Here is a 26,346-nt window from a genome sequence, read left to right as displayed (position 1 = left end):
CTAAGGTAGCTTCAGTATGTATTATGTAAAGTCATGTTCTATTTACTTATCAGCGATCCTGTTTTGATTTGTATGGTCCTTTTTCTACAATTCCAATAGAGTTTGTACAATCGGTATACAAATAAATGCATTAGATAAACACAAAAAGCCTTCACTGCATAGAGTGAAGGCTTTGATAGCAGTGTCATACTAATTGTACGCTAGTCACACATTTTTATCTACTCTTAAACTAGGAATTAGATTTCCACATTTTATGCATAGGAATGCAAGCCAGCAATCACTAAGTTAACAAAGATAAGATTAAACATAATGATGGCAAATCCAACTACGGCCAGCCATGCAGATTTTTCTCCATGCCAGCCCTTAGATAAGCGGAGATGTAAATAAGCTGCATAAAATAACCAAGTGATCAGTGCCCATACTTCTTTCGGATCCCAACCCCAAAATCTTGTCCATGCAATCTGCGCCCAAATCATCGCAAAAATTAAGGCTCCAAGAGTAAAAACAGGAAAGCCTATTGCTACCGAGCGATAGCCTATTTCATCAACGAGGTCAAGATTTACATTTTTCGTAAATGGCTTAATAACTGCAGCCAATCGCTTACGTAAAGTTAAACGTAGAAGACCATATAATATAGAACCGACAATAATTGACCATATTACTGTGTTTAGCTTTCTTGCAGAGATAATGGCAGGCATTTCGGCCAATGGTTCAAATTTCCCTTCCGTGATTAGTTCCCCTTTATGCGGGCCAACTAAGGCTGGTAAATTAAATGTCATTACTGCCTCTTGTTCATTTTTATCAATCCAGTTAAAATCAGCTTGATAATCCATACCTCTAAACGTGCTTGTCACAATAATAAATCCTAATGTTACAACTAAAATATACATAATAAATTCTAGCCAAAATGTCTTCTTTGATGATTTAGTCTGGTCAACAACCGTCACTAAATGGATAATTCCAGCAATCGCACTAATTGCTAAGATGGCTTGTCCTAATGCAGCGGTTGTTACATGGATATACAACCAATGACTTTGTAAAGATGGGATTAACGGACTTATATCAGTAGGAAACATACTACCATAAGCAATAATTAAAACAACTATAGGGAGAGTGAATAAACCTAAAATCGATACTTTATAGATAAAGAACAAGATAATAAAAGCAAGAACAAGCATCATCCCGAACGCTGTTGTAAATTCAAACAAATTACTAACTGGTGCATGCCCGGATGCAATCCATCTTGTAATAAAGTAGGCAAGTTGTGATACAAACCCTAATATAGTAGTTGCCATTGCAACATTTGTCCATTTGCTTATTTTTTTAGATTTACTACGTTTATCCCGGATTGAACCACCAAATAAGAAAATGGCAATTAAATAGATGATAAAGGCAATTTCAAGAAATGTACTACTCAGTGTTGCCAAAATTTTCCCTCCTTTAACCTATTCTTTTTCTTTTTGATCTTTTGGAATCGTTAGTGAAGTACCTTCAACTACTAGTTCCATCTCTTTTGATAATCCATACCAATTTTTATTTGTATGGCCGGCAATTAAAATTTCATCTTCATGTCGCTTGATCCAAATACGTCGGTGATTCCAATACATTCCTTGAATCACACCTATCATAAATATAGCTCCACCTAAAGCAAGAACCCATAAAGTTAAATCTTTTCTCACTGTTAAAGCTGTTAAATCCTTAGTTTCGATCCCTTCAAACTTCATCTTATATTTATTTTCACCTGAAGGTTCTATGGTTTGCTGAATCGCAACGAAGCTTGATTCTCCCTCAGGGGTCTCAGGTGTAAACATTTTGAAAACAAAAGCTGGATTATCCGGAATTCGGGTTTTGGTAGCCGGTACCCCTTCCTCGTCAAAATAAAAATCTGGTAAGTATGTAGATATTTCCACTTTATATCCATTACCAAGATCATATTCTTTTTGCGGGTCTAAAAGATCTACCTCAATTTGACCAAAGCTTTTCTCTGTTTCCTTATCTATTAAACTAAACGTCATTTTATTTAATTCATTTAATTTATAGTCAACTTGATAAAGAGAAAAGGAGTCAAATTTTAATGGTTCATTTACCCTAATCTCTTCTTCTTTTACTTTGTTTAACTTTGGCTCAGCCCCGTGAACAATTTCTCCTTCTCTTTCATAGAGAACAACATTTGATTGGAAATTTTTCACAACACTTCCATCACCTACACGCGAAATCGCATCTTCAAACACTTCATCTTCTTTATCTTTCTCATATACTTCCATAATGAAGTCTTTGTTTTCTAGATAGTATCGCCCTTCCGTACCTGGGATAACGGCTGTTTCACCTTCTCTAACCCAAAGCACCTCATCAACATACATACCTGGTACGAACCTTAACATGGCTCCAATTAAAAAAATTATAAGACCACAGTGATTCACATATGGACCCCACCTGGAAAATCGACCTTTTTCAGCTAATAGATTTCCATTCTCTTCACGAACATGATAGCGGCGAGATACAAGACGTTTTTTTAGTAATTCAAGATCATACTCATTTGTTTTCGTTGAGCTGAATAAGCGTTGCCGCCTCATAAAAGTATGGTGTCTTGTCACACCTTGTTTTTTCAATGCTCTATGTAAAGGTACAAATCGATCCAAACTGGCAATCACAAGAGAAATACCAATTGATGCAACTAGTATCATATACCACCATGAGCCGTATAGATTATGAAAACCTAACTCGTAATATAGTTGTCCAAGTATGCCATATTCATCCTTATAAAATTGACTTGCAGTCACAGAGGGAGGAATATAAAACTCCTGTGGAAATACAGTCCCTAATGCAGAAGCAAGTAATGTTAAAAAGATCAACCAAACACCGACTTTTACTGATGAAAAGAAATTCCATATTTTATCGATGAAGGTTTTTTTATACGTTTGAGAGCGTCTAGCCGATCCTTCATATCTCATATCCAATAAGTGCTTTGATTCTTTTATCTCTTTATCACCTACTGGCTTTCCACATGATTCACATAAAATTGTTCCTTCAGGATTTACATGACCACACTCACAATTGACCTTATTCATGCCTTTAAAAACTCCCCATTTTAAGGTTTAATCTGTTCCATATAATCTCTAATCATTCTCTCTGTTAAAGTTCCCGACGTAATATCAACAACCTCACCTTCTGGATTGATTAAAAAGGTCGTCGGTAATGGACCGACTCCGTAAGCGTTTAAAACTTGGCGGTCCTTATCAAGCAATATTGGAAAAGTTAAATCATGTTTGTTTACGAAGCTTTGGACTGCAATATTCGATTCGGCAATATTTACAGCCAAAACCTCAACACCTTGATTTTTATAATATTCGTATTGATTGTCCATATAAGGCATTTCACGTTCACACGGTTTACACCAAGTTCCCCAAAAATTTAAGAAAACACCTTTACCTTTATAATCAGAAAGCTGATGTTCATTTCCTTCTAAATCTGTTAAGACAAAATCAGGAGCTTTTGACCCTTCTTTCACCTTTTCCTTACTAACAAAAAAGTTTGAATATAGCGTATATCCCAATGCACCAATTAATAAAATTAATATGATAGAGCGCATAAGTAAACGTTTTTTCTTCATTTACATACTCCCCTACTCCTTGAACATTCTAGGTCATTATAACACTATCCAAATACTTGGAATAATTCATATTTTGAAGTTTATGTGAAAATTACTGTGATTGTTTCCCATGTTGAGCAAGTGCTCTTAGCTGTTTTACTTCATGTGGTGTAAGTTCTCTAGAATCCCCTGTTGCTAGTCCATTTAAATTAAGGAATGCGAATTTTTCTCGTTTTAGTTTTACTACTTGGTGGCCGATTGCTTCTAGCATACGTCTAACCTGGCGATTGCGCCCTTCATGAATCTTCAATTCAATGATGCTTGTTTGTTTCCTTTTATCAACTGACAAAACCTTTACTTGTGCAGGAGCTGTTTTCCCATCTTCAAGTTGAATTCCTCGTTCCAACTGTTTAATCTTCTCTCTAGATGGAATTCCCTTTACTTTTGCAACATATGATTTTTCTACTTCATAACGAGGATGCATAAGAATATTCGCAAATTCCCCATCATTTGTTAATAACAAAATGCCAGATGTATCATAATCTAGTCTTCCAATCGGATAAATTCTTTGCTTAATATATGGAAAAAAGTCTGTAACAACCTTTCTGCCCTTATCATCCTTTACAGCAGAAATAACACCTGTTGGTTTATATAGAAGCAAATAAACAGGTTCTTCTCTTTCAAGGGGGATTCCCTCCACCTCAACTCGATCTTGATCGGTTACTTTTATACCTAGTTCTTTTACAACTTTTCCGTTCACTTTTACTTTTCCATCTAAAATTAATTCCTCTGCTTTTCTTCTTGAAGCTATCCCAGCATGAGCAATTACTTTCTGTAAGCGTTCCATCTCGTTCACCTCGATAACATATTACTGCTTTCTATTTTTTTTCACAAGTATCGACAATAAAATTGTCATTTTTTCATCTGTCAAAATGTGCTTAACCATCATACCATAATTTTTTAGGATGTTGTAATTTACATCATGATAGTTATACAATTCCTCTTTTTTATAAAATAAAAAAACCTGGCTTCTGCCAAGTTTTAATAAAACTTCTATGAAAACATAATTGTTACGATGACAATCGCTGCAATAATCCCTACCAGATCAGCTAACAACCCTACCTTTAGTGCATCCCCCATTTTCCTTATTCCAACAGCTCCAAAATATACTGTTAAGACATATAACGTTGTATCTGTACTACCCTGCATTGTCGCAGCAAGCATGCCGATAAACGAATCTGGTCCATACGTTGCAATAATGTCAGATGTCAATCCTAATGCAGCAGTCCCCGATATCGGCCGTATAAATGCTAACGGCACAATCTCTGCAGGAATATTTAATACCTCAAGAGCTGGTTTCATAAAATCCATTAAAAACTCTAACGCACCTGATGCACGGAAAACGGAAATCGCTACTAACATACCTACTAAATAAGGAATGATGGAAAACGAAATATTAATTCCTTCCTTACCGCCTTCTACAAATGCTTCATATGTTGGCACTTTTTTTATGGTGCCATAAATCAGGATAAAACCGATGATAACTGGTATAATCCATAATGATATAACGCCGATGAGCCCCATATTCGATCACCCTTTTCTCTTTCGCCTATAATAAAAGAAACGATCTATTAAAATAGCTCCTAATGTTGACAAAAATGTTGCAATTAATGTAGGCCCAACAATACTAGTAGGTGATGAAGATCCATAGGTCATCATGATTGCAATGACCGTAGTAGGAATTAACGTTAAACTTGATGTATTAATAGCTAAGAAAGTGATCATTGACCTACTCGCTTTATCAGATCCACCATTTAACACCTTTAACTGTTCCATCGCTTTAATACCAAGAGGAGTAGCGGCATTTCCCAACCCAAAAAGATTTGCCATCATATTTGATAGCATGTACCCCATAGCTGGATGTTCAGGTGGTACCTCTGGAAATAACCTTGTTACAATCGGCTTAAATAAATTACCCAATTTCTCCAGCAAACCAGCTTGTTCTGCAACCTTCATCAACCCGAGCCAAAAAACTAAAACACTTATAAACCCGATAGCAATCGTAACGGCTTCTTTTCCACCTTTAAATATTGCTTCATTTACTTCATCCATTGTTCCATTAAACATCGCGAATACAATACCTATAACAGTTAACATCACCCAAATGATATTAACCATAATGATTTACCCCCACTGATGCAAAAAAGATATTTCTAAAAATGTTCCAAAATGACCCTTTTGGTTTTTCTACATTTCCGTTATCAAAGTAAATTGGAATGTTGGCAATGGATTTTTCTTCAACCTTAATGTTCATTTCACCTACAACATTCGGTACCTTTTCACTATCTTTCCACTCTTTTTGGGGTTTTTGCAAAGAAATATCTATTCTTACTTTTTCTTGTTCCTCTTTTGTGAGTGGATAAAGAACATTCCGGTCAATGAATACATTCTTTTTATAAAACTCGTTTTCAATCCCATCAAGCGTTCCTTCATTCTTTAGTTTGACAAGTTCATAATTATTAAATGCATAATTATGTAGATTCATATGATCTTCCCAATCATCTGGATCATTTAACGTAACAACAATGGTGTCAAAGCCATCCTTTGAAGCTGTTGAAACTAATGTTCTTTTTGCTCTAACAGTATATCCTGTTTTTCCACCAGTGCTGTACTCATAGAGTGTTGTTAGAAGTTTATTCTTGTTGTGCCAAACTCTATCCCATTTTTCGTTAGGATTTGGTGCCCGGTGTGTTTCTGTTCCTGAGATCTTTTGGTAGGTTTCATTTTCCATAGCATACTTAGTTAATATCGCCATATCATACGCTGTTGAATAATGATTTTCATGATCATCTAATCCATGAGGATTTGCAAACATCGTGTTTGTCATTCCAATTTCTTCTGCTTTTTGATTCATCATTAAGACAAATCCTTCCAGACTACCTCCAACATGTTCTGCAATGGCTACAGCAGCATCATTTCCAGACCTCAGCATAAGCCCATACACTAAATCCTCTAGCTTTATCTTTTCACCCTTTTGCAAATAAATGGATGAGCCTTCTGCTTGAAGTGCTCTTTCACTTACTGTCACCATTTCATTTAATTTTCCAGATTCAATCGCAAGGATTGCGGTCATTATTTTTGTAATACTTGCTATCCTCATCTTTTGATGGGCTTGTTTCTCATATAACACCCTACCTGATTCTTGATCTATTAAAATGGCCGCTTGAGCACTTACACCAATAGCAGAGGACTGTTGAGGTAAAATGCCTAATAATAAAATCGTGATGATGATCCCAGTTGTCACTTTCTTCATGTGCAGCATAAAGCATCCACGTCCCTTACTCGTTCGTTTTGTACAAGTTTATGCACGTGGACAAAGCTTATGAATGAAAAATTAAAATTGTGAAAGGACCCTGTGTTCCATTTCGTCTCGAATCATTTGAAAATCTGACTCTAGCGAAAAAATAAACTCAGCATACGAATAAGGAACTGCTTTTCTAAACATAATACAGTGATCGTTAGAATAGGCACTTCGACTATTTTCATACCAGACATCATTCTTTGGGTGAAAAAACCTTTCAATACATTGAAAATATATTTTCTCCAGTACCTGTTTCATATAATCTTCATCAATAGTGGCTCTTTTAAGTATGCTATAGCATGCATCAAGACCTTCTTCACAAAAAACTAGCAGCCTTCGGGTTGTTTTTAATAACTCTAATAGATACGACTTATCAAATTTCCCTTCTTTTTCTAAATAATGGATCGTAATGGAGTTTACATATTCTGTTAGCTGTTTAACAATGCTTTCTAAAAAAAATGCCACTCTTTCCGTTTCAACTCTCAACACTGTCATTGTCATGCATCTACACCTCTTTGGATTTAGTTATAAAACGAAATTCACATTAGGACGAATTACTTTTTTCATGACAATAAAGCTTTTTACAATTACATCATATTGTCGATTCACAGAAAAAGACTGACCTGAAAAATATTTTTCTAAGTCAGCCTTTTTTGCATGTTTAGCATATAAATATTGACAGTGTTTAGTTTAAGTCTTCTAACGTTTCGTTAAACTTTTCAAAGAAAAGATCTGCTTCTTCTTGCTCAAATTCATTATCAGCTTTTTCTGGTAGCGGCGGGAGTTCATCTATAGATTTTAAACCAAAATATTCAAGAAACTCCTTAGTTGTTCCATACAATATTGCACGTCCCGTTCCTTCTGCTCGTCCAATTTCCTTTATAAGAATTTTCGAAACTAAAGTTTGAATGGGTCTTTCTGTTTTAACTCCACGAATTTCTTCGATCTCCGCCCTAGTGATTGGCTGTTTATATGCCACAATGGCTAATGTTTCTAATGCAGCTTGTGAAAGAGATCCATTTCCAGGAGATTCGACTAACTTCTTTAAGTACATAGCATGTTCCTTTTTTGTAGTAAGTTGATAATGCCCCGCAACCTCCACAAGCTCAATTCCTCGATCCTTTTGCTTATAATTCTCTGCAAGCTCTGTCATGATATCAACTACTTCTTGCTCTTCCAACTCTAAAACCATCGCTAATTGTTTAAGGGAAAGACCCTCGTCACCTGAAGCAAATAGTAACGCTTCAACGATTGAATTCCACTCAATCACACCTAAGGTCATTTAAGACTCACTCCCCATGATATAAATGTCTGAGAAATTATTTTCTTGTTCTATTACAATTGAATGTGTTTTCATCAGTTCTAAGATTGCCAAAAACGTTACAACCAAATGTTCTTTACTATTTGAAGGAAATAATTCTTGAAATTTCCTTCTACCAGGTTTTGATCGTAAGTCAACTAATATTTCTTCCATTCTTTTTTCAATTGGAATCTCTTGGCGCGCAATTTTGGTCTGAACTGGCTTTTGAATTTTCTGTCTTCGTAACATTTTCTGAAAAGCACCTAGCATATCATAAATGGATACATTTAAAGAATCTATATGTGCTTGTGATTCTGTAACAAATTCACTTAAATCACTTGGTGCTTTCGTATAAACCTGAGAACGATCTTCTTCAAGAGATCTTAGATCCTCTGCCGCTTCTTTATATTTACGGTACTCAATTAATCTCCTCATTAACTCATCACGTGGATCTTCTTCAGGTTCTTCTCCATATTCATCCTCGAATAGTTCTTCTTCTTGCTTTGGTAACAACATCCTACTTTTTATTGAAAGCAACGTAGCTGCCATAACTAAATATTCGGAGGCAATATCAAGTTGAAGCTCCTGCATTGTATGAATATATAACATATATTGCTCAGTTATTTCTGAAACAGGAATATCGTAAATATCAATTTCTAGTCGGTTTATTAAATGAAGTAATAAATCTAAAGGTCCTTCAAATGCGTCTATTTTTACGTGATATTGCAATTTCTATCCCACCATTCTTACTACTAGCCACCATATAGTATAGAGTAAATTTTCATCATATCCAATAGTTATTTCTGCCGTGTAACCTTGTACAGTGTCAGTTTCCATCCAAAGATTACCTAAAAACACTTCAGAAGATAGACACCAGCCCATACATTTTACGATTTCACTCATATATTACAAGTGTATAAAAGCTAAACTTGAAGGAGGAATAACAACATGGGTGATCATGGTTTTAACTATGGCGCAGGATTTGCGTTAATTGTTGTACTGTTCATTTTATTAATTATCGTAGGTGCTGCTTGGTTGTAATAGGAAAAAAGGTTGCTGATGAATCAGCAACCTCTTTTTGTCTGCGCATAACCAAATCTGTGGGGAGTATTATGATAAACTAACATTATGAATTAATTAACATGTGGGGGTTATATTAGAATGTTTGAACGTGCTTATATTGATTACTTACTGCATTTTCATTGTGATCGGGATTACTTTGAATGCCATGAAGTACTTGAAGAGCATTGGAAAAAAGATGCTCCACAAGATAGAAAGAAGTACTGGGTCGGGTTGATTCAAATAGCCGTTGCTCTTTATCATCACAGAAGAGGAAATTTTAACGGAGCATTAAAAATGATTTCTAGTGCCATTGCCATTCTGGAAAATGAACAGGAACAAATTGAAAAGTTAGGATTACATAATGATCACCTAATCCAATTACTACAAAAAAGAAAAAATGAAATACAAAATCATCTGCCTTATTTAAGTATCAACCTTCCAATAGTAAATAAAGAGTTAATGGACGAGTGCATAATGTTATGTAATAGAAAAGGGTTGGAATGGGGAGTAGAAAGCAATTTAACAAATAAAGAATTAATTCATAAACATATAAGACGTAATCGGACTGACGTCATTAATGAACGTTTGTATCAATTAGAAAAAAGAAAAAAAAATCGGTCTGTAAAAACAAATAAACTTGAATCCTAACTATTAGAAAAGGCAGACTTACGCACCCTATCTTATCTTCAAAAATTAACTGAACATAGGATAGGGCATTGTAAGCCTGCCCATTACAAATTAGCGACTACTTTTAACATTCTTTACATTTTTCAAAAAATGATTCCGTTTCGTTATTTGGAACAACTGTTTTGTTTTTATAGAGATCTGTTACCGCATGTACCATTTGCTTACCAATTCCTTGTTGCCGGTGAGAAGGATTTACGCTAATATGTTGTACTTCAACAGTGTCTTCTCCTTTAAAAACGACACCAATAGCACCAATGATATCTTCGTCTTGCTTCCATAAAAACAATTGCCACTCATCTAATGTTTCATATTGTTTTATTGTTTGTTGTAATTGCTTTAAGTCCTTTTCAGCCGGCATAAAAGAAAGAAGACCCATCGCAATTTTTTCAAAACTTTTTTTAAAGCGAATTAACATAGATACCCCTCATTAACGAAATAGCTTTCAAGACGAAAGCAAAAGTGTTTGAAACCGTACAAAAAACTTGGCTTTAATTAAACTTGACCTAGCCAAAAATTTAAGTATTACAACTATAAATATGATTCAAATTTATCCTTTGCTACTCAATCATTATATACAGTTTTTTGACGATTTTAAACACTTTTTTAGGAAAATTATTCAAGAGTCTTTAATAAATTTCCCATTTCTATCGCTGTTACTGCAGCTTCATAACCTTTATTACCAGCTTTAGTTCCAGCTCTTTCAATTGCTTGTTCAATTGATTCAGTTGTTAGTACACCAAAGATCACAGGCACACCTGTTGTTAATGAAGCTTGTGAAACTCCTTTTGCTGCTTCATTGCAAACATAATCATAGTGTGTTGTTGCACCACGAATGACAGTACCTAAAGTGATAACCGCATCGTACTTACCGGATTCTGCTAATTTTTTTGCAACAAGCGGTAATTCAAATGCACCAGGAACCCAAGCAACTGTTACATCTGATTCTTCAACACCATGTCTTTTTAACGCATCTTCAGCTCCGCCTAATAGTTTAGATGTAATAAACTCATTAAAACGTGCTACAACGATTGCAACTTTCAATCCACTTCCAATTAAATGACCTTCAAATGTTTTCATCTTTTATTCCTCCAAGTTTCTATTAAAAATGTAGGTAATGACCTAATTTTTCATATTTTGTTCTTAAGTAATGCTCATTTTCTTCTCTTGCTGGCATTTCAATCGGCACTCTGTCGACAATTGTCAGGCCATATCCTTCAAGTCCAGCAATTTTTCGCGGGTTATTCGTTAGCAGCTTCATTTTTTCAATTCCTAAGTCCTTTAGAATCTGCGCACCAATGCCATAATCCCTCAAATCTGGAGCGAAACCTAATTTTTCGTTTGCTACAACGGTATCATACCCTTGTTCTTGAAGCTTATAAGCTCTCATTTTATTAATAAGACCAATACCTCTACCTTCTTGTCTCATGTAGAGTAACACACCCTTACCCTCTTTCTCAATTTGAGAAAGAGCAGCATGTAATTGAGGACCGCAATCACATCTGTAAGATCCAAAGACATCTCCTGTTAAGCATTCTGAATGGACTCTTACTAAAGTCTCTTCATCAGGATTAATATCTCCTTTTACAAAAGCAATATGTTCTTTTTCATCTAATGCATTCGAATAACCAATTGCTCTAAATGAACCAAATTCAGTTGGTAAATCAATTTCAACCTCTTTTTTGACCAATTTTTCTCTACGATTCCGGTATTTGATTAAGTCTTTAATCGTAATGATCTTCAAGTCAAGCTCTTTAGCAAGGACAAGCAGGTCTGGTACCCTTGCCATCGTGCCATCTTCTTTTATAATCTCACAAATAACTCCACCAGGCTTTGCACCACATAGGCGAGACAAATCTACAGCTGCTTCAGTATGACCTGCACGACGGAGAACCCCGCCTTCTTTTGCAACTAATGGAAAAGTATGACCTGGTCTCTTGAAATCTGATGGCTTTGAGTCTTCAGATAAAAGTGCTCTTACTGTGTCTGCACGTTCAAAGGCACTGATTCCAGTTGCATTTGTTTTGTAATCAACACTAACTGTAAAAGCTGTACCATGTGGATCAGTATTATGAGTGACCATTGGAGAGAGATCTAATTTAGCCGCCTGCTTTTCAGTTATCGGGACGCATACAAGCCCTCTACCGTGCTTTATCATAAAATTAATCGCTTCTGGAGTCACTCTATCTGCTAGTGAAACAAAATCCCCTTCATTTTCGCGGTCCTCATCATCAACAACAATGACTACTTTACCTTCTCTTAAATCTGTTATCGCCTCTTCAATTGTATGGAACATGATATAACTCCCTTCATATATGTTTCATTTCAAGGCTATTAGTTTAGATACATCAGTTATAGTTCAAAGAAAACGATCTAGTTTTCACATTAAGCGAAGCCATTTTCTTCTAAAAACGATTTACTCAATGAAGAGCCTTTGGGACTTTCTTGTTGAGAAACAAATTTTTTGATATATTTCCCAACCAAATCACATTCAATGTTAACGATATCGCCAACACCTTTTGTACCTAATATGGTCTCCCCTAAAGTGTGAGGAATAATCGAAATCACAACTTTTTGATCCTCCAGCCCAAAAATTGTAAGACTTATTCCATCCACTGTAATAGAACCTTTATGAATCAATGTACTTGTTAATTCTTCTGAAACTTGAATTTCATAATAAACTGCATTGGACACTTGCTGTTTTTTTATGATTTTTCCTATACCATCAACATGACCGGAAACAAAATGACCCCCAAACCTTCCATTCGCAGCCATTGCTCTTTCTAAGTTTACCGGGGAACCTTTTTTTAATTGTGACAATGATGTACTTCTAACCGTCTCTGGCATCACATCAACCGAAAAGGAAGATGCTGTATATTGCGTGACTGTTAAGCATACTCCATTAACTGAGATACTATCTCCTAGGGAGACATCTTTAAGAATTTGCTTCGCTCCTATTGTAAAAACAATTGCTTCTTTTGAGCTTTGTACACCTTCAATCGTGCCTATCTCTTCGATGATTCCTGTAAACAAAATTATTCCTCCTTCCTAATAGATTGTTGTCATATTTACGTTTACATTGCTTTGCATGTTTTATGCAAAGCAAAAAAGCCCGCTGTCAAAGAGACTAGGGGCTTGGTTATTGTCAGAAATTGATATTTGAGTATGTCAAATAAGAGTATCCATATGTCTATTTTTTTAAAAAAAAGACGTAGATACACCGCAAAAAAAATTCACGCAATTCTTCTCCCATCCAGACTTTCACTGTCGGCTCTAGATTTTCACTAGATCCACCGTTAACAACAATGTTAACGGGTCACGGACTAAGAAGGTTCTTCCCTTCATCACCGCCGGTAGGGAATTCCACCCTGCCCCGAAGAATGTAAAACGAAATATGAAATTATAAATTATATTTTATCCGTATAATGTGAATGTTGCAATCTTTATGTACTTTTTTTATTAATAAAAAGATTCTAACTCAACAAACCCGTTACAAACGCTAAATAAAAAGAACCGCCCATTTCGAGGACAGTCCTTATTTATCAGATTTTATTCTTCAAAAACTTTTACTTCTTTCATCACATCATTTGGTTTAATTTTATAAACCGCTTCTAGATTATCAGTAACTTTACCAAAAACAGTATGAACTCCGTTTAAGTGAGGTTGTGGTTCGTGAACAATAAAGAATTGACTACCACCTGTATCCTTACCAGCATGTGCCATTGAAAGTGATCCTGCTTCATGCTTATGCGGGTTACCTTGAGTTTCGCATTTAATTGTGTAGCCAGGACCACCAGTTCCTGTTCCATGTGGACAACCACCTTGTGCTACGAAACCGGGAATAACTCGATGAAAAGTCAAACCATTATAAAACCCTTCATTGGCAAGCTTTTCAAAGTTAGCAACTGTTCCAGGTGCTTCGTTTTGGAAAAGTTCGAAAGTCATAACATCTCCGTTTTCCATTGTAATTTGCGCTTTTTTCATATGTATGAAACCTCCAATACGTTTTGTACGTCTAATAGACATGAATACTTAACTATTCTACTATACTCAAGGGAGGAATACCAAATAGATCGCAAATAAATTATCTTAAGATATTCTTAAATTCTGTTTAGTATGTATTGACATTTAGCAAAAAGCTCTATAATAGATGTGAAGAGTTCATTGTTTTATTGTTTAAGGAGGCATTAAATTGAAGAAATATATATTTAGTTTCATTGCTTTTCTGTTAATTGCTTTTCCATCCTTAACTTATGCGGATGCGGTAGTTGGGGATATGATCATCACCCTCGGTGAAAACTTAACAGAAGAACAAAAACAAACGATTTTAAAGGAAATGAATGCAACAGAAGATGATCAAATAATTACAGTTTCTAATGAAGAAGAGCATCAATATTTAGGAGATTATATCCCTAAGGCTACGATCGGGACAAAAGCTATTTCATCAACAAGCATTACGATTGAAGAAGCAGGTTCGGGTCTTGAGGTCAAAACTAAAAATATCAACTGGGTAACAGATGAAATGTATTTAAATGCACTTATGACAGCCGGTGTTAAAGATGCAGCCATTTATGTTACTGCTCCTTTTGAAGTATCGGGTACTGCTGCTTTAACTGGCCTAATTAAAGCCTATGAAATTTCTTCTGAGGAAGCTATACCAGAAGATGTAAAACAGGTTGCAAATGAAGAACTTGTCACAACAGCAAAACTTGGTGATGAAGTTGGCGCTGAAAATGCTTCCGCACTAATGGCAAAAATCAAAGATGAGATAGCTCAAAATGGCATGCCTGAAACAGATGCAGAAATAAGAACAATGATTGAAAATGCAGCAAATGAATTAGGAATTACACTATCTGAGGAAGATATTAATAGTTTAATTGAGCTATTTAATAAAATGAAGGATATTAATATTGACTGGAACCAAGTTGGTGACCAGCTTGATCAGGCAAGAGATAAAATTTCAAATTTTCTTAATTCAGAAGAAGGTCAAACCTTCTTAGAGCAAGTAAAAGAGTTTTTCATAGCTTTGTGGAATGCGATTATCTCCATCTTTACGAATAATGAGCAATCAGCTTAATAAGAAAATCGCAAAGCGCCTGCCTATCGCCTGGAGCTAGACACCAAAAATACGCACAAAATTAAACGAGAGTAGTGGATTCCACTACTCTCGTTTTTCATTATTTATTGATCACTTTTGATTGTAATGGAAGGTCATTAACAATCAGATCTTCAAAACTCTCTCTTTTCACTACAAGTTGTGCCTCACCATTTTCAACAAATACTACTGCCGGTCGTGGGATTCTGTTATAGTTATTAGCCATTGAATAGCCATATGCACCTGTACAGAATACAGCTAAAATATCATTTGGCTTTACCTCTGGTAATGGTAAGTCCCAAATTAACATATCTCCACTTTCACAGCATTTTCCAGCGATTGAAACTGGGACATCATGCTTTTCTAACGCACGATTCGCTAAAACTGCTTCATATTTTGCTTGATATAATGCTGGACGAATATTATCACTCATTCCACCATCAATAGCGACATAGTCTCTAATGTTAGGAACTGATTTCGTAGATCCTGTTGTATATAATGTTGTTCCCGCATCTCCTACAAGTGAGCGACCTGGTTCAATCCATATTTCAGGCATTGCAATCCCCATATCGCTAACTTGTGTTTTTACAGCTTCAACGATTTTTTCAACATAATAAGTAGCTGGAAGCGGCTCATCTTCAGCTGTATAGCGAATACCAAAGCCTCCCCCTAGATTAACAACTTCTGGGACAAAAGAAAATTGGTTTTTCCATTCCTTGATTTTCTCAAAAACTCTTTCTGCTGCAAGAACAAATCCAGCTGTATCAAATATTTGGGAACCAATATGGCAATGAATTCCCAATAATTGAATTTGACTAGATTTCAATACTGTTTCAATTGCTTTTTCAATTTGTCCATTTAACAAACCAAATCCAAATTTTGAATCTTCTTGTCCTGTTGTAATATAATCATGTGTATGTGCTTCAACACCAGGAGTTACACGGAGCAGGACAGCTACCTTTTGATCGGATGCTGCAGCTAATTCTTCTAATAATTCGATCTCATAGAAATTATCTACAACGATGCAGCCTACCTGATGGTCCAATGCCATTTTAAGCTCTGCTCTGCTTTTATTGTTTCCGTGCAAGTGAATTCTTGATGCAGGAAATCCAGAAGCAATTGCTGTGTATAATTCTCCGCCGGAAACAACATCTAATGATAAGCCTTCTTCAGCAATTAGTTGAAACATGGCAATTGATGAAAATGCTTTACTAGCATATGCAACTTGTGCTTTAACACCCATTTTTTCAAACGCCTCTTTAAAGCTTCGAGCACGTTCTCTTATTAATGCTACATCGTAAATATAAAGAGGTGTACCATACTCTTTCGCTAATTGAATGGTATCAACTCCGCCTATTTCTAAATGTCCTTTTTCATTTATATTGCTAGTACCATGTAAGAACAAAATGTATCCCCTCTTTCTACAACTAGGCTATTACGTTTATATATTTTGCTTACCAATCATTTAAGTCACGATTAGCGGTATAGCGAAGAAAAATTTGGCTTGTCGCCAGGGCAAAAGCCTAATTTAACTTTCTGATAGTACAAGGAAAAAGACAGTTAACACCAGCTGGCTATTAACTGTCTGTTATGAAAATTCTGTATGAAATTAAACATACAATATCATAAAAGAGGGGTTCTTTCAATGTCACTTTTCCCTAATCTGGTTGTTTTTTTACGTTTTGAGGATGGACAATGCTTGGTCTTAGCTTAGCACCTGGTACAGATGTTCTGATGATAATTTGCCAGAAGGCCTTCGCATTAAATGGCAGAAACGGCCATAGATAGGGAGTATTTAGTGATCGTATTCTTGCAAGTAAAAGGATAAAAAGTGTACATCCAATAACAAAGCCCTCTAACTTAAAGGCTGCAACTGCAATCAACAGACATAACCTTGCCATTTTATTTGCCACACTTAATTCATAGCTTGGTGTTGAAAATGTACCGATTGCTGCAATTGCTACATATAAGATAACTTCCGGAACAAACAGTCCAACATCAATGGCAATTTGACCAATCAACGCCGCAGCTATTAAACCCATTGCAGTGGAAAGTGAGGTTGGTGTATGTATTGCAGCCATTCTTAAAAACTCAATACCAAAATCAGCCAAAAATATTTGGATAACGACCGGAATATTTTTTTCTTCATTTGGACCGATATAAGCGATTTCTTTAGGTAATAATGAAGGTTCTAAAACAAATAGAAACCATAATGGTAAAAGAAATATTGATGCCACTATTCCCAAAAAACGAACCCATCTAAGAAAGGTTCCAACTGCAGGAGCCTGGCGATATTCTTCAGCATGCTGGACATGATGGAACAAAGTAGTTGGTGTGATTATAACACTTGGCGATGTATCCACAATGATTAATACATGTCCCTCTAATAAGTGATTAGCCGCTACATCCGGTCTTTCTGTATACCTTACTAAAGGATACGGATTATAGCCCTGTCGAACTAAGAATTCTTCAATGGTTTTATCAGCCATCGTAATTCCATCAATTTTGATTGTTTCAAGCTCTTTTTTTATGGTTTTAACTAGCCCGGGATCTGCGACATCTTTAACGTAAGCAAGACAAACATCTGTTTTTGAACGTTCACCAATTTTCATCATTTCATATCGCAAACGCTCATCTCTAATCCTTCTGCGAATTAAGCCTGTGTTAACAATAATATTTTCAACAAAACCATCCCTTGCTCCACGAACAATTTTCTCCGTATCTGGTTCTTGAGGTTGTCTGCCAGGATAACTCCTTACATCAATGACTAATCCATAGTCAGATCCTTCGAAAAGAAAAACAATCAGCCCAGATAGAACTTGATCAACAGCTTCATCTAAGGTTTTTATTTTTTGAACTGATTGGTTAACAATTCTATTTTCTAAAATATCCTTGAATTTGGTGTGATTTACTTCTCTATCATTAATTAACGTGACATTCTTTAAAATTTGCGTAATGTAATTCGTATCGCAAAGTCCATTCAAATAATACATATTTACTTGAAAGTCTAAAATAGTTAATTTTCGAACACCTAAATCAAAGCTCGTATTCAGTCCAACGTGTTCTGTAAAAAATCGTTCATTTTCCGCTAAGTTTGTCGAGATAGGATACTGTTTAGCTTCCGTTTTTGACATCATATCCGCTCCTTTCTAGTATAAGCTCAACAGCTTTCATTGTGACCGGAGATCCAATTTTCACACTGTCCTTTCTTGCCATTTTTCCAATATCTCCAATTCCAACAACTATCGGCACCTTTAATTGGTCTAAACAATAGACTGTATCACCGCTTATTCTTCCAAGTTCAAGGTCCTTTAGTCCACTTTTATCTACTCCGTATTCGGTTAATTCACCAAACCTGTCAATGCTAACATCAACTCTCGTCCACTCTGTCTGATGTGTTTTCGACGCTACTGCAATTATTCCCAGCACCTCAATCCGGGGATGTTCAACAACATATTTTAATGCCACTTCACCAGCCCCCTCTCCTAATAAACCGCAATCATCAAACATGACAAAGACAGGATCATTTTTAGCCTGAAGAATAAGCTCAATTATTTCGGAGCCACTTAAAGTAGTAGGATTCCCTTGGGATTTGGAAATGGTTCGCCCACCTATTTTGGCTGCCACATATTCAATTGTTCTTGCAGCATATTCGTCTCCATCAGTAACTATGATGACCCTTCTTTTTTCTGACAATGTTGACCTATCCTTTCGGTTTAAAGATAAGTGCCATAATGAACGCAAACAAAATCGCTGCCGATATACCCGCTGAAGTTAATTCAAATATACCAATACCTATACCAATAAAGCCATGCTCTTTAGCTTGTTCCATTGCTCCATGAAGGAGAGAGTGACCAAAACTTGTGATAGGTACTGTTGCTCCAGCACCAGCAAATTTTATTAATTTATCATAAAGACCAAATCCATCTAATATTGCCCCTGAAACGACAAATGAGCTCATGACATGTGCTGGGGTTAGCTTAAATACATCTAATAATATTTGACCAATAACACAAATAGCTCCTCCAACAACAAATGCTAACAAATATTCCATTAGCTGCTCACTCCCCCATCAGCTCTTTCAAAAACAACTCCATGTGCTATTGTTGGAATTGATTCTTTTTGCTGAATCATTGTTGGACTCAGCAATGCACCTGTTGCTACAACAAAAACTCGTTTTAAATTTCCTGCCTTTAGTTCGTTAAAGATATGAGCGTATGTCACGACAGCCGAACATCCACATCCACTACCACCTGCAAAAACTTGTTGATCTGGCCGATAGACCATTAATCCACAATCATTATGCTTATCATGAACATCATAGCCTTCTTCCTTTAGAAGTTCTTTTACAATTGGACTCCCAACACCGGACAAATCTCCTGTTAAAAAAAGATCGTAATCATCAGGGGTTCTGTTTAAGTCTTTAAGATGTTGTGCAATCGTATCAGCAGCTGCAGGTGCCATTGCGGAACCCATATCAAATGGATCCTTTATTCCTAAGTCTGCTACTTTCCCTATCGTCGCAGAGGTGATTTTAATATTACTTACTTCTTTGTTTATCAAAACTGCACCTGAACCAGTTACTGTAAAGGTGGCAGTATCAGGTTTTTGTCCCCCATATTCTGTCGGATAACGGAACTGTCTCTCTGCTGTTGCATTATGGCTACTGGTTGCAGCAATTACTTGACTAGCAAACCCTCCATCTATTAACGCTGCGCCAATTGCTACTGTTTCCATAGAAGTTGAGCAAGCACCGAACATACAGAGAAAAGGCAGACTAAGATGTCTCGCTACATAATTAGCTGTAACGTTCTGATTTAGCAAATCTCCCGCTAAAAATAAATCGATATCATCTTTTGTTTTATTCCCTTTTGTAAGACATTGCTCAACTGCTTGTTCCATTAATCTTCGCTCTGCTAGTTCCCAGTTATCCTCTCCACAGTGAAGTTCTTTATGTTTTATGTCAAAATATTGCCCAAGTGGTCCTTCCGCTTCTTTAGGACCAACTGCCGTCCCACTTGAATGAATAAATAATGGGTTCTCAAATTGCCATGTTTGTTTTCCAGTTAGTTTCAATTTCTTCACCCCATCTTAAAATGCTAGTCCATAGAAATAACGAATCATTCCGACTATATAGGCAGCTACAACACCAAAAACAATCACACTTCCAGCTAACTTAAACATATTGGTTGCAACCCCTAACACAAGACCTTCACTTCTATGCTCAATTGCTGCACTTGTCATAGAGTTAGCAAACCCTGTAACAGGTACCGCTGAGCCCGCACCTGCAAATTGCCCAATCTTATCGTAAACACCAAAACCTGTTAGTAAAGCTGATATTAAAATAAGTGTTGCAACTGTTGGATTTCCTGCATCTTTTTCTGAAAAGTGAAAAACGTTCATATAAAAATTTTGTATTCCCTGGCCACATAAACAAATTAATCCACCAATTAGAAATGCCTTAAAGCAATTCATAAAATATGGTGGTTTTGGCTGATAATCTCTAATTTTATTCTTATAATCCTCTTTCATTTTTACCATGCTCTTACCTCCTTAATGATTCACAAAATACATCCAATGAAATAATGAACCAATAATTTTCCCAAGGACAATCGCCATTAACAAAACAATAATTTTTTCTCCTAACCCAATTCTCTTAGCTAAAATAGGGAAAACGTTAAGTACTTCTGTTAGGGCTGCCGCTAACATTCCTATAAAAGTTCCACAAAAGAGACCGATTGGAATAAGCCAAATCTCAGATTGAAATAGCATGCTATTCCTTAAGCTAGCCCACCCTACTAATACCGTACCTAATATAATCGCCCACTCATAAACGTGGATAAACTGATATGTTTTTGTTAATTGTGTAAGCCTAGGAATAATTCCTAATACGGCTAAAAATGCGACAAAACCTGAACCAACAACAAGCCCCCCGGATAATCCGATAATTATAAGAATAAGGCTACTTAACATCATCATCATTCTTGTTTATATTTTCTTTATTTTCGTTCATCGCTACGTATTGGTCTAAATCAAGTTGATAATTAAAAATTTCTACCTCTAAGGGACTTGGTTCTTCATTAATTCTTTTTTTGAATAAGTGATTAAAAAACAAAATCATTCCTAATCCTAGACCTATTGAATAAGGTATCTGTAAAATGAGCGGCTGATCATTCTCTCTTCCCGTCACAATTTTGTATATACGTTGATGAACAGCCTGCATACTTACATCCTCGTGAAAGTTCATTATCGCCAACCCTGCTCCAATAAAAAGCAAAAGCCATACGATACAAAACAAAAGAGGGGATAGCCTCTTTTTTTTGTACAGGATTTCTACAATTGTTTGGTTCGATCCTAATGCTTGGATTTCTATTTGGCTGTCATGTTTTTGTATTGCTTTTATGACCTGCATAACATCAATGACGACCATATTTTTATCACTTAGCTGGACTTTATGAATCACAATCTTTTTTAGCTTTTCTGTCAACTCCTTATCGCCGACTATAAGTGCAACTTTATCAATCGTGATGACATCGTTAGGATGTACTTGAATTCGGTGACGAAGTCTAATATATACCGTCTTATCCATCAAGATTCACTTCCTAATGATTGTAATAGATGAAGCATTTTTACCTCTTTGCATCAAGTAAAATTTGTGATTGTATATGTAGTATGCTTTGCCTTAATTTTAATCATGCAATCCTGTAAGAAAGTCCAACAATTACCATTGGTTGATCGTAGTAAAATACGAAGGGGTAGTAGACAAAGCGGAGAAATAGAACACAAAAAAAAGAAGAATAAACATTATCCTCCTTGAAATTTTAAGGAGTGATAATCATTAATTCTTCTTTTTTATCCCACTCTTAGAGGGCAGTAAGACCCCCACTGATAGAAATTTCACTTTATAATTGATTCATTTTTTCTTTCATTTGCTGTAATATCTTTTTCTCAAGTCTTGAAACTTGTACTTGAGAAATACCGAGCCGGTCGGCTACCTCTGACTGAGTTTGATCTTTATAATAACGGAGAAAAACAATGAGTCTCTCTCGTTCGTCTAAGTCCCGAATGGCATCTTTCAAGACAATTTTATCAAACCACTTTGTTTCCGTATTGTCAGCAATTTGATCGAGCAATGTAATGGGATCTCCATCATTTTCATAGACAGTTTCATGGATTGATGAAGGTGCTCTAACGGCTTCCTGTGCTAGTACAACATCCTCAGGAGCAATATCTAAATAGGAGGCAATTTCAGCAACTGTTGGTACTTTTCCCATTGTTTTTGACAATTCATCTCGTGCTCGTCTGATTTTATTTCCTAATTCCTTCAAAGAACGGCTTACTTTCACTGTACCGTCATCACGAATAAATCGTTGGATTTCACCGATAATCATTGGTACTGCATAGGTCGAAAATCTAACATCATAAGATAAATCAAATTTATCAACAGATTTTAGTAATCCAATGCTCCCAATTTGAAACAAGTCATCAGGTTCATATCCACGATTTAAAAAACGCTGGACAACAGACCACACTAACCTCATGTTTTTTTGAATAATTAAGTCTCGTGCTTCTTGGTCCCCTTCTTGACTGCGACGAATTAACTCCTTAACTTCATGATCCTTTAACTGTGTATTCGATTGATCGTTCTTGACCTCCACATCCATAGCAAGTCTCCCTTTAATTGCATAGCGCTTTACTTTTCGATAAGTGTTTTATCAATCTAACTGTCGTTCCTTTTGCTTCAGATGATTCGACTGTTATTTCATCCATAAAATTCTCCATAATCGTAAAGCCCATTCCTGATCTTTCAAGCTCAGGTTTTGTCGTATAAAGAGGTTGTCTCGCCTCTTCCACATCCACAATACCTACCCCTTCATCACGGATCGTTAATTGAACAATTCCATCCTCTAGAGTAGCTGAAATATAGACAATACCATTTGGATCATTATCATATCCATGGATGATTGCATTCGTAACAGCCTCTGACACTACTGTTTTAATCTCGGTTAACTCATCCATTGTTGGATCTAATTGTGCAATAAAAGCAGCTACCGTTACCCTTGCAAACGATTCATTTTGACTTAGCGCTGAAAACTGAAGGTTCATTTCGTTTTTCATGATGCCACCCCCAAAGTCTGAAGCGCTTTAAGCTCATCTTCTTCTAATCGAATGATCTTAAATAAACCTGACATATCAAATAATCGCTTGACTGATGGAGAAATCGAACATACAACCATTTCTCCACCTGTTGCTTTAATTTGCTTATATCTTCCTAAGATGACTCCCAATCCTGAACTATCCATAAATGATAATTCTCCAAGATTAAGTACAATATGTTGAATTTGATTTGCTGCTAAAGTTTCAGTCACCTTTGAGCGTAATTCTTCTGCTGCATGATGATCAAGCTCACCTGAGAGTCGTATACATAGTACAGATTCTTTTACATCAAGTTCAATCGCTAGACTCAAGGTTTTACCCCTCCTTAAATTCTGGATAAGAGTCTATTCTTGATCTAGCTGTTAATTTCCTGCCCAATGACAAAACTAGTGGTATTTCGTCATCATTAGCCAGCCTTTGAAAAATTGCTCATAACTCGCTTAAACATCGTCCACCAGCTTGCTTCATCAATATCTTTCTCAGCAACAAGTCTGCTCTCTGCAATTACTTTGCCATCTTTCTTTAATTGAAGAGTCCCAAGCTCATCCCCTTTATTAACAGGGGCCTTTATATCCTTTTTCATTAATACCTCTTGTGTGACATCATCAACCTTTTCACCCTTTTTCGTAAGAACTGATATTGGCTCTGATGTCATTAGGCTTACTTTTTTTTCACTGCCCTTACTTACTTCTACTTGAGATAAGACATGATCCTTTTCAAATAAAGGATGTGTTTGATATTGACTAAATGCATAATCTAGCATTTTGGTAACCTGTGCATTACGGTCTTTAGGTGTATCTGCTCCAAAAACAACAGCGATAACACGCATATTGTCTTTTTTAGCTGTTGCCGTTAAACAATATTTCGCTTCATTTGTAAAGCCAGTTTTTACACCATCTACTCCCGGATAAAACTTGACGAGTCGATTTGTATTTACTAGCCAAAACTTTTTATCAGTTCCTTCACGTAAATAGTCTTCATATTTTCCAGTAAAATTCGTAATTTCTTCGTATTTTAATAGTTCTTTTGCCATTAAGGCCATATCATGGGCAGAGCTGTAATGATCTTGTTCCGGTAATCCTGTTGGATTTTTGAAATGTGTATTTTTCAGGCCTAATTCATCTGCTTTTTTATTCATCATGTTAACGAATTCCTCAGCAGATCCAGCTATTTTTTCAGCCATTGCAACAGATGCATCATTTCCTGATCCAATTGCAATTCCTTTTAGCATTTGCTCAACAGTCATTTCTTCACCAGGCTCTAGGAAGATTTGTGATCCTCCCATTGAAGCAGCATACTCACTTGTACGAACTTTTTCATCCCATTTAATTTGTTCTTTATCTAGCGCTTCCATAATTAGAAGCATTGTCATAATCTTTGTCATACTTGCTGGAGGAAGTTTTTCATCACTGTTTTTATCATACAAAATGGTTCCGGTATCCCGTTCAATTAAAACAGCAGACTTCGCTTTATCTGCAAGCTCGACAGTTGTTGATTCTTTAGCTAAAGCCATAGGTGTTACAGAAAGAAGCATTGTTATAAACGTTAAACACGATATCACTCGTTTCATTTCATAAGCCCTCCATTCTTTATACATTCCATTTTTTCCAGTAGGAGGGAAAATATACAAGGGTTGGAAGAAATTTTTGAGTCGGTTTTAAATTTCAATATGATATATGGTACTACTAGTAGTCCCAGAGGATTTAAAGTTTAGTGAAGATAGTAGTTTGTATGAGGTTGTTCTTGATTTGAGGTTAGTAAACATTCTGAATTTTTTATTCGTAATTGAAGGACCAATTAAATAATAGTAGTCTTTTATCGCTTGAAGATGAGCGTACTTTGATGTCTTTTGACAATGTGCACAACACCATTTACCATTTGTTCTACTCATAGACATCTTCTTGCATCTATCACAGTATATACCTGTTAAGATATCTTTTGGGTCAATATTAAATTCTCTAAGAATATTTTGGTTATTTGGAATGTCCTGTTGAACAAGCAATTTTGATAGAAGACATAATTGTTTATGAGTCATCTTTTTATTCAGCTTGTTGATCTTATTTAATTTTTCTATTTCAAATATTAAATTTGACCCTTTAATGATCTTTAACTTAGTTGCTAAATCTCCATTTACTCCTTTAATTATTGTATTCGGATTGGTAATAACGACAAAAGACTCGATTTCGGGTTCGAGTTGAGCTTGATCGAAAAGCCATTTCTTTAATTGGTATTCTTGATGCTTTACCTGATTGATAGGATCTTGAAAGCCCTCTTCTATTCCATTTAATACTCTAATAAGCTGGCTAAATTCCTGATCAAATATAAGAGTACCTGTAATATTCTTTGATTCAATTATGAGTATATATTTCGAAGTTAAGATGAGAACGTCAATCTGAAAAAAATGCTTCTTACCCTTCAATCTCAAATCATGAAAGATATAATAGTCTTCATCGAGAAAACTCAGGTAATATTCAAGTGACTTTTCCCCTTTATATCCAGCCATTCTTTTTATATACTCACTTTCTATTTTTGAACGATTAGGATGATGTTCTGATATCCTTCTCAGCAAAGCCTCTAACTTATTGATTTTAATTGGTAGCTGTTTTTCTTTCACGATCATGGTAATTTATCTCCTTTACTTTTTCCTTACTATTTCAATAGTGGTGTTTCGTAATCCTCTAATATATAAGAAATTATAAAATATTACTTCAAAATTAAAATTAGTGTTTATTCCATCTATTTTTGACCTTTGTTGCGTCAATTTTGTCCCTTGTTGCGTCGGGTTCCCCCTTGGTCGCATCAATTCCTCTTTTCATTGCGTCTTTCTCCCTTGGTTGCGTCAATTTTGTCCCTTGTTGCGTCGGGTTCCCCCTTTGGTCGCGTCATTTCCTCTTTTCATTGCGTCTTTCTCCTTTGGTTGCGTCAATTTTGTCCCTTGTTGCGTCGGTTCCTCCTTTGGTCGCGTCATTTCCTCTTTTTATTGCGTCTTTCTCCTTTGGTCGCGTCAATTCCTCTTTTCGTTGCGTCAACCTCTCCTTTTTCCTAACATCTTCCCCATAGTTACATTGTAATCTTGGAAATAAAAAACCACAGCCTCT

The 26,346-nt window shown here is 35.9% G+C and carries 32 protein-coding genes and 1 riboswitch; of the genes, 3 read left to right on the top strand and 29 right to left on the bottom strand.

Annotation, left to right across the window (positions count from 1 at the left end):
- Positions 1 to 251: 251 nt before the first annotated feature.
- The 10 genes from ccsB to AC4GZ8_RS00115 all read right to left on the bottom strand — a co-directional run bounded on the left by ccsB (position 252) and on the right by AC4GZ8_RS00115 (position 8,979).
- On the bottom strand, positions 252 to 1,427 hold the full coding sequence (gene ccsB / locus AC4GZ8_RS00160; protein ID WP_491079783.1) for a c-type cytochrome biogenesis protein CcsB: 1,176 nt from the start codon (positions 1,425 to 1,427) through the stop codon (positions 252 to 254).
- Between the two features lie 18 nt (positions 1,428 to 1,445).
- Positions 1,446 to 3,068, bottom strand: a complete 1,623-nt coding sequence (gene resB / locus AC4GZ8_RS00155; RefSeq protein WP_491079782.1) for a cytochrome c biogenesis protein ResB — start codon at positions 3,066 to 3,068, stop codon at positions 1,446 to 1,448.
- Positions 3,069 to 3,088: 20 nt separating this feature from the next.
- On the bottom strand, positions 3,089 to 3,610 hold the full coding sequence (gene resA / locus AC4GZ8_RS00150) for a thiol-disulfide oxidoreductase ResA (RefSeq protein WP_491079781.1): 522 nt from the start codon (positions 3,608 to 3,610) through the stop codon (positions 3,089 to 3,091).
- 91 nt (positions 3,611 to 3,701) lie between these two features.
- A complete protein-coding gene (gene rluB, locus AC4GZ8_RS00145) occupies positions 3,702 to 4,436 on the bottom strand; it encodes a 23S rRNA pseudouridine(2605) synthase RluB (RefSeq protein ID WP_491079780.1) in 735 nt (244 codons plus the stop codon).
- 206 nt (positions 4,437 to 4,642) lie between these two features.
- Entirely contained in the window at positions 4,643 to 5,173 is a 531-nt protein-coding gene (locus tag AC4GZ8_RS00140; protein WP_491079779.1) for a spore maturation protein, read from the bottom strand.
- 6 nt (positions 5,174 to 5,179) lie between these two features.
- A complete protein-coding gene (locus AC4GZ8_RS00135) occupies positions 5,180 to 5,767 on the bottom strand; it encodes a nucleoside recognition domain-containing protein (protein WP_491079778.1) in 588 nt (195 codons plus the stop codon).
- On the bottom strand, positions 5,760 to 6,911 hold the full coding sequence (locus tag AC4GZ8_RS00130; protein ID WP_491079777.1) for a D-alanyl-D-alanine carboxypeptidase family protein: 1,152 nt from the start codon (positions 6,909 to 6,911) through the stop codon (positions 5,760 to 5,762). Before AC4GZ8_RS00130 ends, AC4GZ8_RS00135 begins: the two co-directional genes overlap by 8 nt.
- Positions 6,912 to 6,983: 72 nt before the next feature.
- A complete protein-coding gene (locus AC4GZ8_RS00125; RefSeq protein WP_491079776.1) occupies positions 6,984 to 7,451 on the bottom strand; it encodes a DUF3907 family protein in 468 nt (155 codons plus the stop codon).
- Positions 7,452 to 7,635: 184 nt separating this feature from the next.
- Complete coding sequence (gene scpB / locus AC4GZ8_RS00120; protein ID WP_491079775.1) at positions 7,636 to 8,232, bottom strand: SMC-Scp complex subunit ScpB; 597 nt, start codon at positions 8,230 to 8,232, stop codon at positions 7,636 to 7,638.
- Positions 8,233 to 8,979: a segregation/condensation protein A gene (locus tag AC4GZ8_RS00115; RefSeq protein WP_491079774.1), complete on the bottom strand. Its 747-nt coding sequence runs from the start codon at positions 8,977 to 8,979 to the stop codon at positions 8,233 to 8,235. It lies immediately after the preceding gene.
- 219 nt (positions 8,980 to 9,198) lie between these two features.
- Here AC4GZ8_RS00115 and AC4GZ8_RS00110 point away from each other — a divergent pair, with 219 nt between their 5' ends.
- Positions 9,199 to 9,291 (top strand): YjcZ family sporulation protein, encoded by a 93-nt coding sequence (locus AC4GZ8_RS00110; RefSeq protein WP_226526600.1) that lies wholly within the window; start codon positions 9,199 to 9,201, stop codon positions 9,289 to 9,291.
- Positions 9,292 to 9,411: 120 nt separating this feature from the next.
- Positions 9,412 to 9,960: a DUF309 domain-containing protein gene (locus AC4GZ8_RS00105; RefSeq protein WP_491079773.1), complete on the top strand. Its 549-nt coding sequence runs from the start codon at positions 9,412 to 9,414 to the stop codon at positions 9,958 to 9,960.
- Between the two features lie 103 nt (positions 9,961 to 10,063).
- Here the strand turns inward: AC4GZ8_RS00105 and AC4GZ8_RS00100 are convergent, their stop codons facing one another.
- The 5 genes from AC4GZ8_RS00100 to AC4GZ8_RS00080 form a co-directional block, all read right to left on the bottom strand.
- Complete coding sequence (locus tag AC4GZ8_RS00100; protein ID WP_491079772.1) at positions 10,064 to 10,414, bottom strand: GNAT family N-acetyltransferase; 351 nt, start codon at positions 10,412 to 10,414, stop codon at positions 10,064 to 10,066.
- 197 nt (positions 10,415 to 10,611) lie between these two features.
- Positions 10,612 to 11,076 (bottom strand): 6,7-dimethyl-8-ribityllumazine synthase, encoded by a 465-nt coding sequence (gene ribH, locus AC4GZ8_RS00095; protein ID WP_491079771.1) that lies wholly within the window; start codon positions 11,074 to 11,076, stop codon positions 10,612 to 10,614.
- A gap of 22 nt (positions 11,077 to 11,098) precedes the next feature.
- Entirely contained in the window at positions 11,099 to 12,292 is a 1,194-nt protein-coding gene (locus tag AC4GZ8_RS00090; protein ID WP_491079770.1) for a bifunctional 3,4-dihydroxy-2-butanone-4-phosphate synthase/GTP cyclohydrolase II, read from the bottom strand.
- Positions 12,293 to 12,381: 89 nt separating this feature from the next.
- The gene (gene ribE / locus AC4GZ8_RS00085; protein ID WP_491079769.1) at positions 12,382 to 13,029 is read right to left on the bottom strand and encodes a riboflavin synthase; all 648 of its coding nucleotides are present in this window, start codon (positions 13,027 to 13,029) and stop codon (positions 12,382 to 12,384) included.
- A gap of 204 nt (positions 13,030 to 13,233) precedes the next feature.
- A riboswitch (FMN riboswitch) is annotated at positions 13,234 to 13,381 on the bottom strand.
- 164 nt (positions 13,382 to 13,545) lie between these two features.
- Positions 13,546 to 13,980 carry a peptidylprolyl isomerase gene (locus AC4GZ8_RS00080; protein WP_491079768.1) on the bottom strand — a complete coding sequence of 145 codons (435 nt, stop codon included), beginning with the start codon at positions 13,978 to 13,980 and terminating at the stop codon, positions 13,546 to 13,548.
- A gap of 208 nt (positions 13,981 to 14,188) precedes the next feature.
- Here AC4GZ8_RS00080 and AC4GZ8_RS00075 point away from each other — a divergent pair, with 208 nt between their 5' ends.
- On the top strand, positions 14,189 to 15,073 hold the full coding sequence (locus AC4GZ8_RS00075; protein WP_491079767.1) for a DUF1002 domain-containing protein: 885 nt from the start codon (positions 14,189 to 14,191) through the stop codon (positions 15,071 to 15,073).
- A 100-nt stretch (positions 15,074 to 15,173) separates the two neighbouring features.
- On the opposite strand, the gene lysA is transcribed toward AC4GZ8_RS00075, so the two are convergent.
- The 14 genes from lysA to AC4GZ8_RS00005 all read right to left on the bottom strand — a co-directional run.
- Complete coding sequence (lysA, locus tag AC4GZ8_RS00070) at positions 15,174 to 16,496, bottom strand: diaminopimelate decarboxylase (RefSeq protein ID WP_491079766.1); 1,323 nt, start codon at positions 16,494 to 16,496, stop codon at positions 15,174 to 15,176.
- Between the two features lie 253 nt (positions 16,497 to 16,749).
- Positions 16,750 to 18,228, bottom strand: a complete 1,479-nt coding sequence (locus AC4GZ8_RS00065; RefSeq protein ID WP_491079765.1) for a spore germination protein — start codon at positions 18,226 to 18,228, stop codon at positions 16,750 to 16,752.
- Positions 18,206 to 18,787, bottom strand: coding sequence for a stage V sporulation protein SpoVABEA (gene spoVAEA, locus AC4GZ8_RS00060; RefSeq protein ID WP_491080387.1), 582 nt, complete (start codon positions 18,785 to 18,787; stop codon positions 18,206 to 18,208). Before spoVAEA ends, AC4GZ8_RS00065 begins: the two co-directional genes overlap by 23 nt.
- A 7-nt stretch (positions 18,788 to 18,794) precedes the next feature.
- A complete protein-coding gene (spoVAE, locus tag AC4GZ8_RS00055) occupies positions 18,795 to 19,145 on the bottom strand; it encodes a stage V sporulation protein AE (protein WP_026558937.1) in 351 nt (116 codons plus the stop codon).
- On the bottom strand, positions 19,145 to 20,167 hold the full coding sequence (spoVAD, locus tag AC4GZ8_RS00050) for a stage V sporulation protein AD (RefSeq protein ID WP_491079764.1): 1,023 nt from the start codon (positions 20,165 to 20,167) through the stop codon (positions 19,145 to 19,147). Before spoVAD ends, spoVAE begins: the two co-directional genes overlap by 1 nt.
- A gap of 15 nt (positions 20,168 to 20,182) precedes the next feature.
- Positions 20,183 to 20,632, bottom strand: a complete 450-nt coding sequence (gene spoVAC / locus AC4GZ8_RS00045; protein WP_491079763.1) for a stage V sporulation protein AC — start codon at positions 20,630 to 20,632, stop codon at positions 20,183 to 20,185.
- Between the two features lie 12 nt (positions 20,633 to 20,644).
- Positions 20,645 to 21,070, bottom strand: coding sequence for a stage V sporulation protein AB (locus tag AC4GZ8_RS00040; RefSeq protein WP_491080386.1), 426 nt, complete (start codon positions 21,068 to 21,070; stop codon positions 20,645 to 20,647).
- Complete coding sequence (locus tag AC4GZ8_RS00035) at positions 21,054 to 21,680, bottom strand: stage V sporulation protein AA (RefSeq protein WP_491079762.1); 627 nt, start codon at positions 21,678 to 21,680, stop codon at positions 21,054 to 21,056. Before AC4GZ8_RS00035 ends, AC4GZ8_RS00040 begins: the two co-directional genes overlap by 17 nt.
- A gap of 313 nt (positions 21,681 to 21,993) precedes the next feature.
- The gene (gene sigF / locus AC4GZ8_RS00030; RefSeq protein WP_491079761.1) at positions 21,994 to 22,755 is read right to left on the bottom strand and encodes an RNA polymerase sporulation sigma factor SigF; all 762 of its coding nucleotides are present in this window, start codon (positions 22,753 to 22,755) and stop codon (positions 21,994 to 21,996) included.
- 13 nt (positions 22,756 to 22,768) lie between these two features.
- The gene (gene spoIIAB / locus AC4GZ8_RS00025; RefSeq protein WP_491079760.1) at positions 22,769 to 23,209 is read right to left on the bottom strand and encodes an anti-sigma F factor; all 441 of its coding nucleotides are present in this window, start codon (positions 23,207 to 23,209) and stop codon (positions 22,769 to 22,771) included.
- The gene (spoIIAA, locus tag AC4GZ8_RS00020) at positions 23,206 to 23,559 is read right to left on the bottom strand and encodes an anti-sigma F factor antagonist (RefSeq protein ID WP_491079759.1); all 354 of its coding nucleotides are present in this window, start codon (positions 23,557 to 23,559) and stop codon (positions 23,206 to 23,208) included. The genes spoIIAB and spoIIAA overlap by 4 nt, the downstream gene beginning before the upstream one ends.
- A gap of 95 nt (positions 23,560 to 23,654) precedes the next feature.
- Positions 23,655 to 24,818 (bottom strand): D-alanyl-D-alanine carboxypeptidase family protein, encoded by a 1,164-nt coding sequence (locus tag AC4GZ8_RS00015; RefSeq protein WP_491079758.1) that lies wholly within the window; start codon positions 24,816 to 24,818, stop codon positions 23,655 to 23,657.
- An 87-nt stretch (positions 24,819 to 24,905) separates the two neighbouring features.
- On the bottom strand, positions 24,906 to 25,868 hold the full coding sequence (locus AC4GZ8_RS00010) for a nuclease-related domain-containing protein (RefSeq protein WP_491079757.1): 963 nt from the start codon (positions 25,866 to 25,868) through the stop codon (positions 24,906 to 24,908).
- A 262-nt stretch (positions 25,869 to 26,130) separates the two neighbouring features.
- The coding region (locus tag AC4GZ8_RS00005) for a hypothetical protein (protein WP_491079756.1) at positions 26,131 to 26,346 on the bottom strand (216 nt) is incomplete at its 5' end.

The sequence above is a fragment of the Metabacillus sp. RB-C-LZQ-3-1 genome (genome assembly GCF_058315175.1).
The sequence above is the reverse complement of the archived record's forward strand: the minus strand, read 5'-3'. Positions and strand labels throughout refer to the sequence as shown.

Excerpts from the sequence above, each read along its gene's own strand:
- AC4GZ8_RS00065 (WP_491079765.1), bottom strand. The coding sequence starts at position 18,228 with ATGATGTCAAAAACGGAAGCTAAACAGTATCCTATCTCGACAAACTTA.
- AC4GZ8_RS00035 (WP_491079762.1), bottom strand. The coding sequence starts at position 21,680 with ATGGATAAGACGGTATATATTAGACTTCGTCACCGAATTCAAGTACAT.
- AC4GZ8_RS00135 (WP_491079778.1), bottom strand. The coding sequence starts at position 5,767 with ATGGTTAATATCATTTGGGTGATGTTAACTGTTATAGGTATTGTATTC.
- AC4GZ8_RS00110 (WP_226526600.1), top strand. The coding sequence starts at position 9,199 with ATGGGTGATCATGGTTTTAACTATGGCGCAGGATTTGCGTTAATTGTT.
- AC4GZ8_RS00140 (WP_491079779.1), bottom strand. The coding sequence starts at position 5,173 with ATGGGGCTCATCGGCGTTATATCATTATGGATTATACCAGTTATCATC.
- rluB (WP_491079780.1), bottom strand. The coding sequence starts at position 4,436 with ATGGAACGCTTACAGAAAGTAATTGCTCATGCTGGGATAGCTTCAAGA.
- AC4GZ8_RS00125 (WP_491079776.1), bottom strand. The coding sequence starts at position 7,451 with ATGACAATGACAGTGTTGAGAGTTGAAACGGAAAGAGTGGCATTTTTT.
- spoIIAB (WP_491079760.1), bottom strand. The coding sequence starts at position 23,209 with ATGAAAAACGAAATGAACCTTCAGTTTTCAGCGCTAAGTCAAAATGAA.
- sigF (WP_491079761.1), bottom strand. The coding sequence starts at position 22,755 with ATGGATGTGGAGGTCAAGAACGATCAATCGAATACACAGTTAAAGGAT.
- AC4GZ8_RS00100 (WP_491079772.1), bottom strand. The coding sequence starts at position 10,414 with ATGTTAATTCGCTTTAAAAAAAGTTTTGAAAAAATTGCGATGGGTCTT.
- spoVAE (WP_026558937.1), bottom strand. The coding sequence starts at position 19,145 with ATGGAATATTTGTTAGCATTTGTTGTTGGAGGAGCTATTTGTGTTATT.
- spoVAC (WP_491079763.1), bottom strand. The coding sequence starts at position 20,632 with ATGGTAAAAATGAAAGAGGATTATAAGAATAAAATTAGAGATTATCAG.
- resA (WP_491079781.1), bottom strand. The coding sequence starts at position 3,610 with ATGAAGAAAAAACGTTTACTTATGCGCTCTATCATATTAATTTTATTA.
- AC4GZ8_RS00080 (WP_491079768.1), bottom strand. The coding sequence starts at position 13,980 with ATGAAAAAAGCGCAAATTACAATGGAAAACGGAGATGTTATGACTTTC.
- AC4GZ8_RS00090 (WP_491079770.1), bottom strand. The coding sequence starts at position 12,292 with ATGTTCCATACAATTGAAGAGGCGATAACAGATTTAAGAGAAGGTAAA.
- AC4GZ8_RS00040 (WP_491080386.1), bottom strand. The coding sequence starts at position 21,070 with ATGATGATGTTAAGTAGCCTTATTCTTATAATTATCGGATTATCCGGG.
- AC4GZ8_RS00015 (WP_491079758.1), bottom strand. The coding sequence starts at position 24,818 with ATGAAACGAGTGATATCGTGTTTAACGTTTATAACAATGCTTCTTTCT.
- ribH (WP_491079771.1), bottom strand. The coding sequence starts at position 11,076 with ATGAAAACATTTGAAGGTCATTTAATTGGAAGTGGATTGAAAGTTGCA.
- AC4GZ8_RS00130 (WP_491079777.1), bottom strand. The coding sequence starts at position 6,911 with ATGCTGCACATGAAGAAAGTGACAACTGGGATCATCATCACGATTTTA.
- resB (WP_491079782.1), bottom strand. The coding sequence starts at position 3,068 with ATGAATAAGGTCAATTGTGAGTGTGGTCATGTAAATCCTGAAGGAACA.
- scpB (WP_491079775.1), bottom strand. The coding sequence starts at position 8,232 with ATGACCTTAGGTGTGATTGAGTGGAATTCAATCGTTGAAGCGTTACTA.
- AC4GZ8_RS00105 (WP_491079773.1), top strand. The coding sequence starts at position 9,412 with ATGTTTGAACGTGCTTATATTGATTACTTACTGCATTTTCATTGTGAT.
- AC4GZ8_RS00010 (WP_491079757.1), bottom strand. The coding sequence starts at position 25,868 with ATGATCGTGAAAGAAAAACAGCTACCAATTAAAATCAATAAGTTAGAG.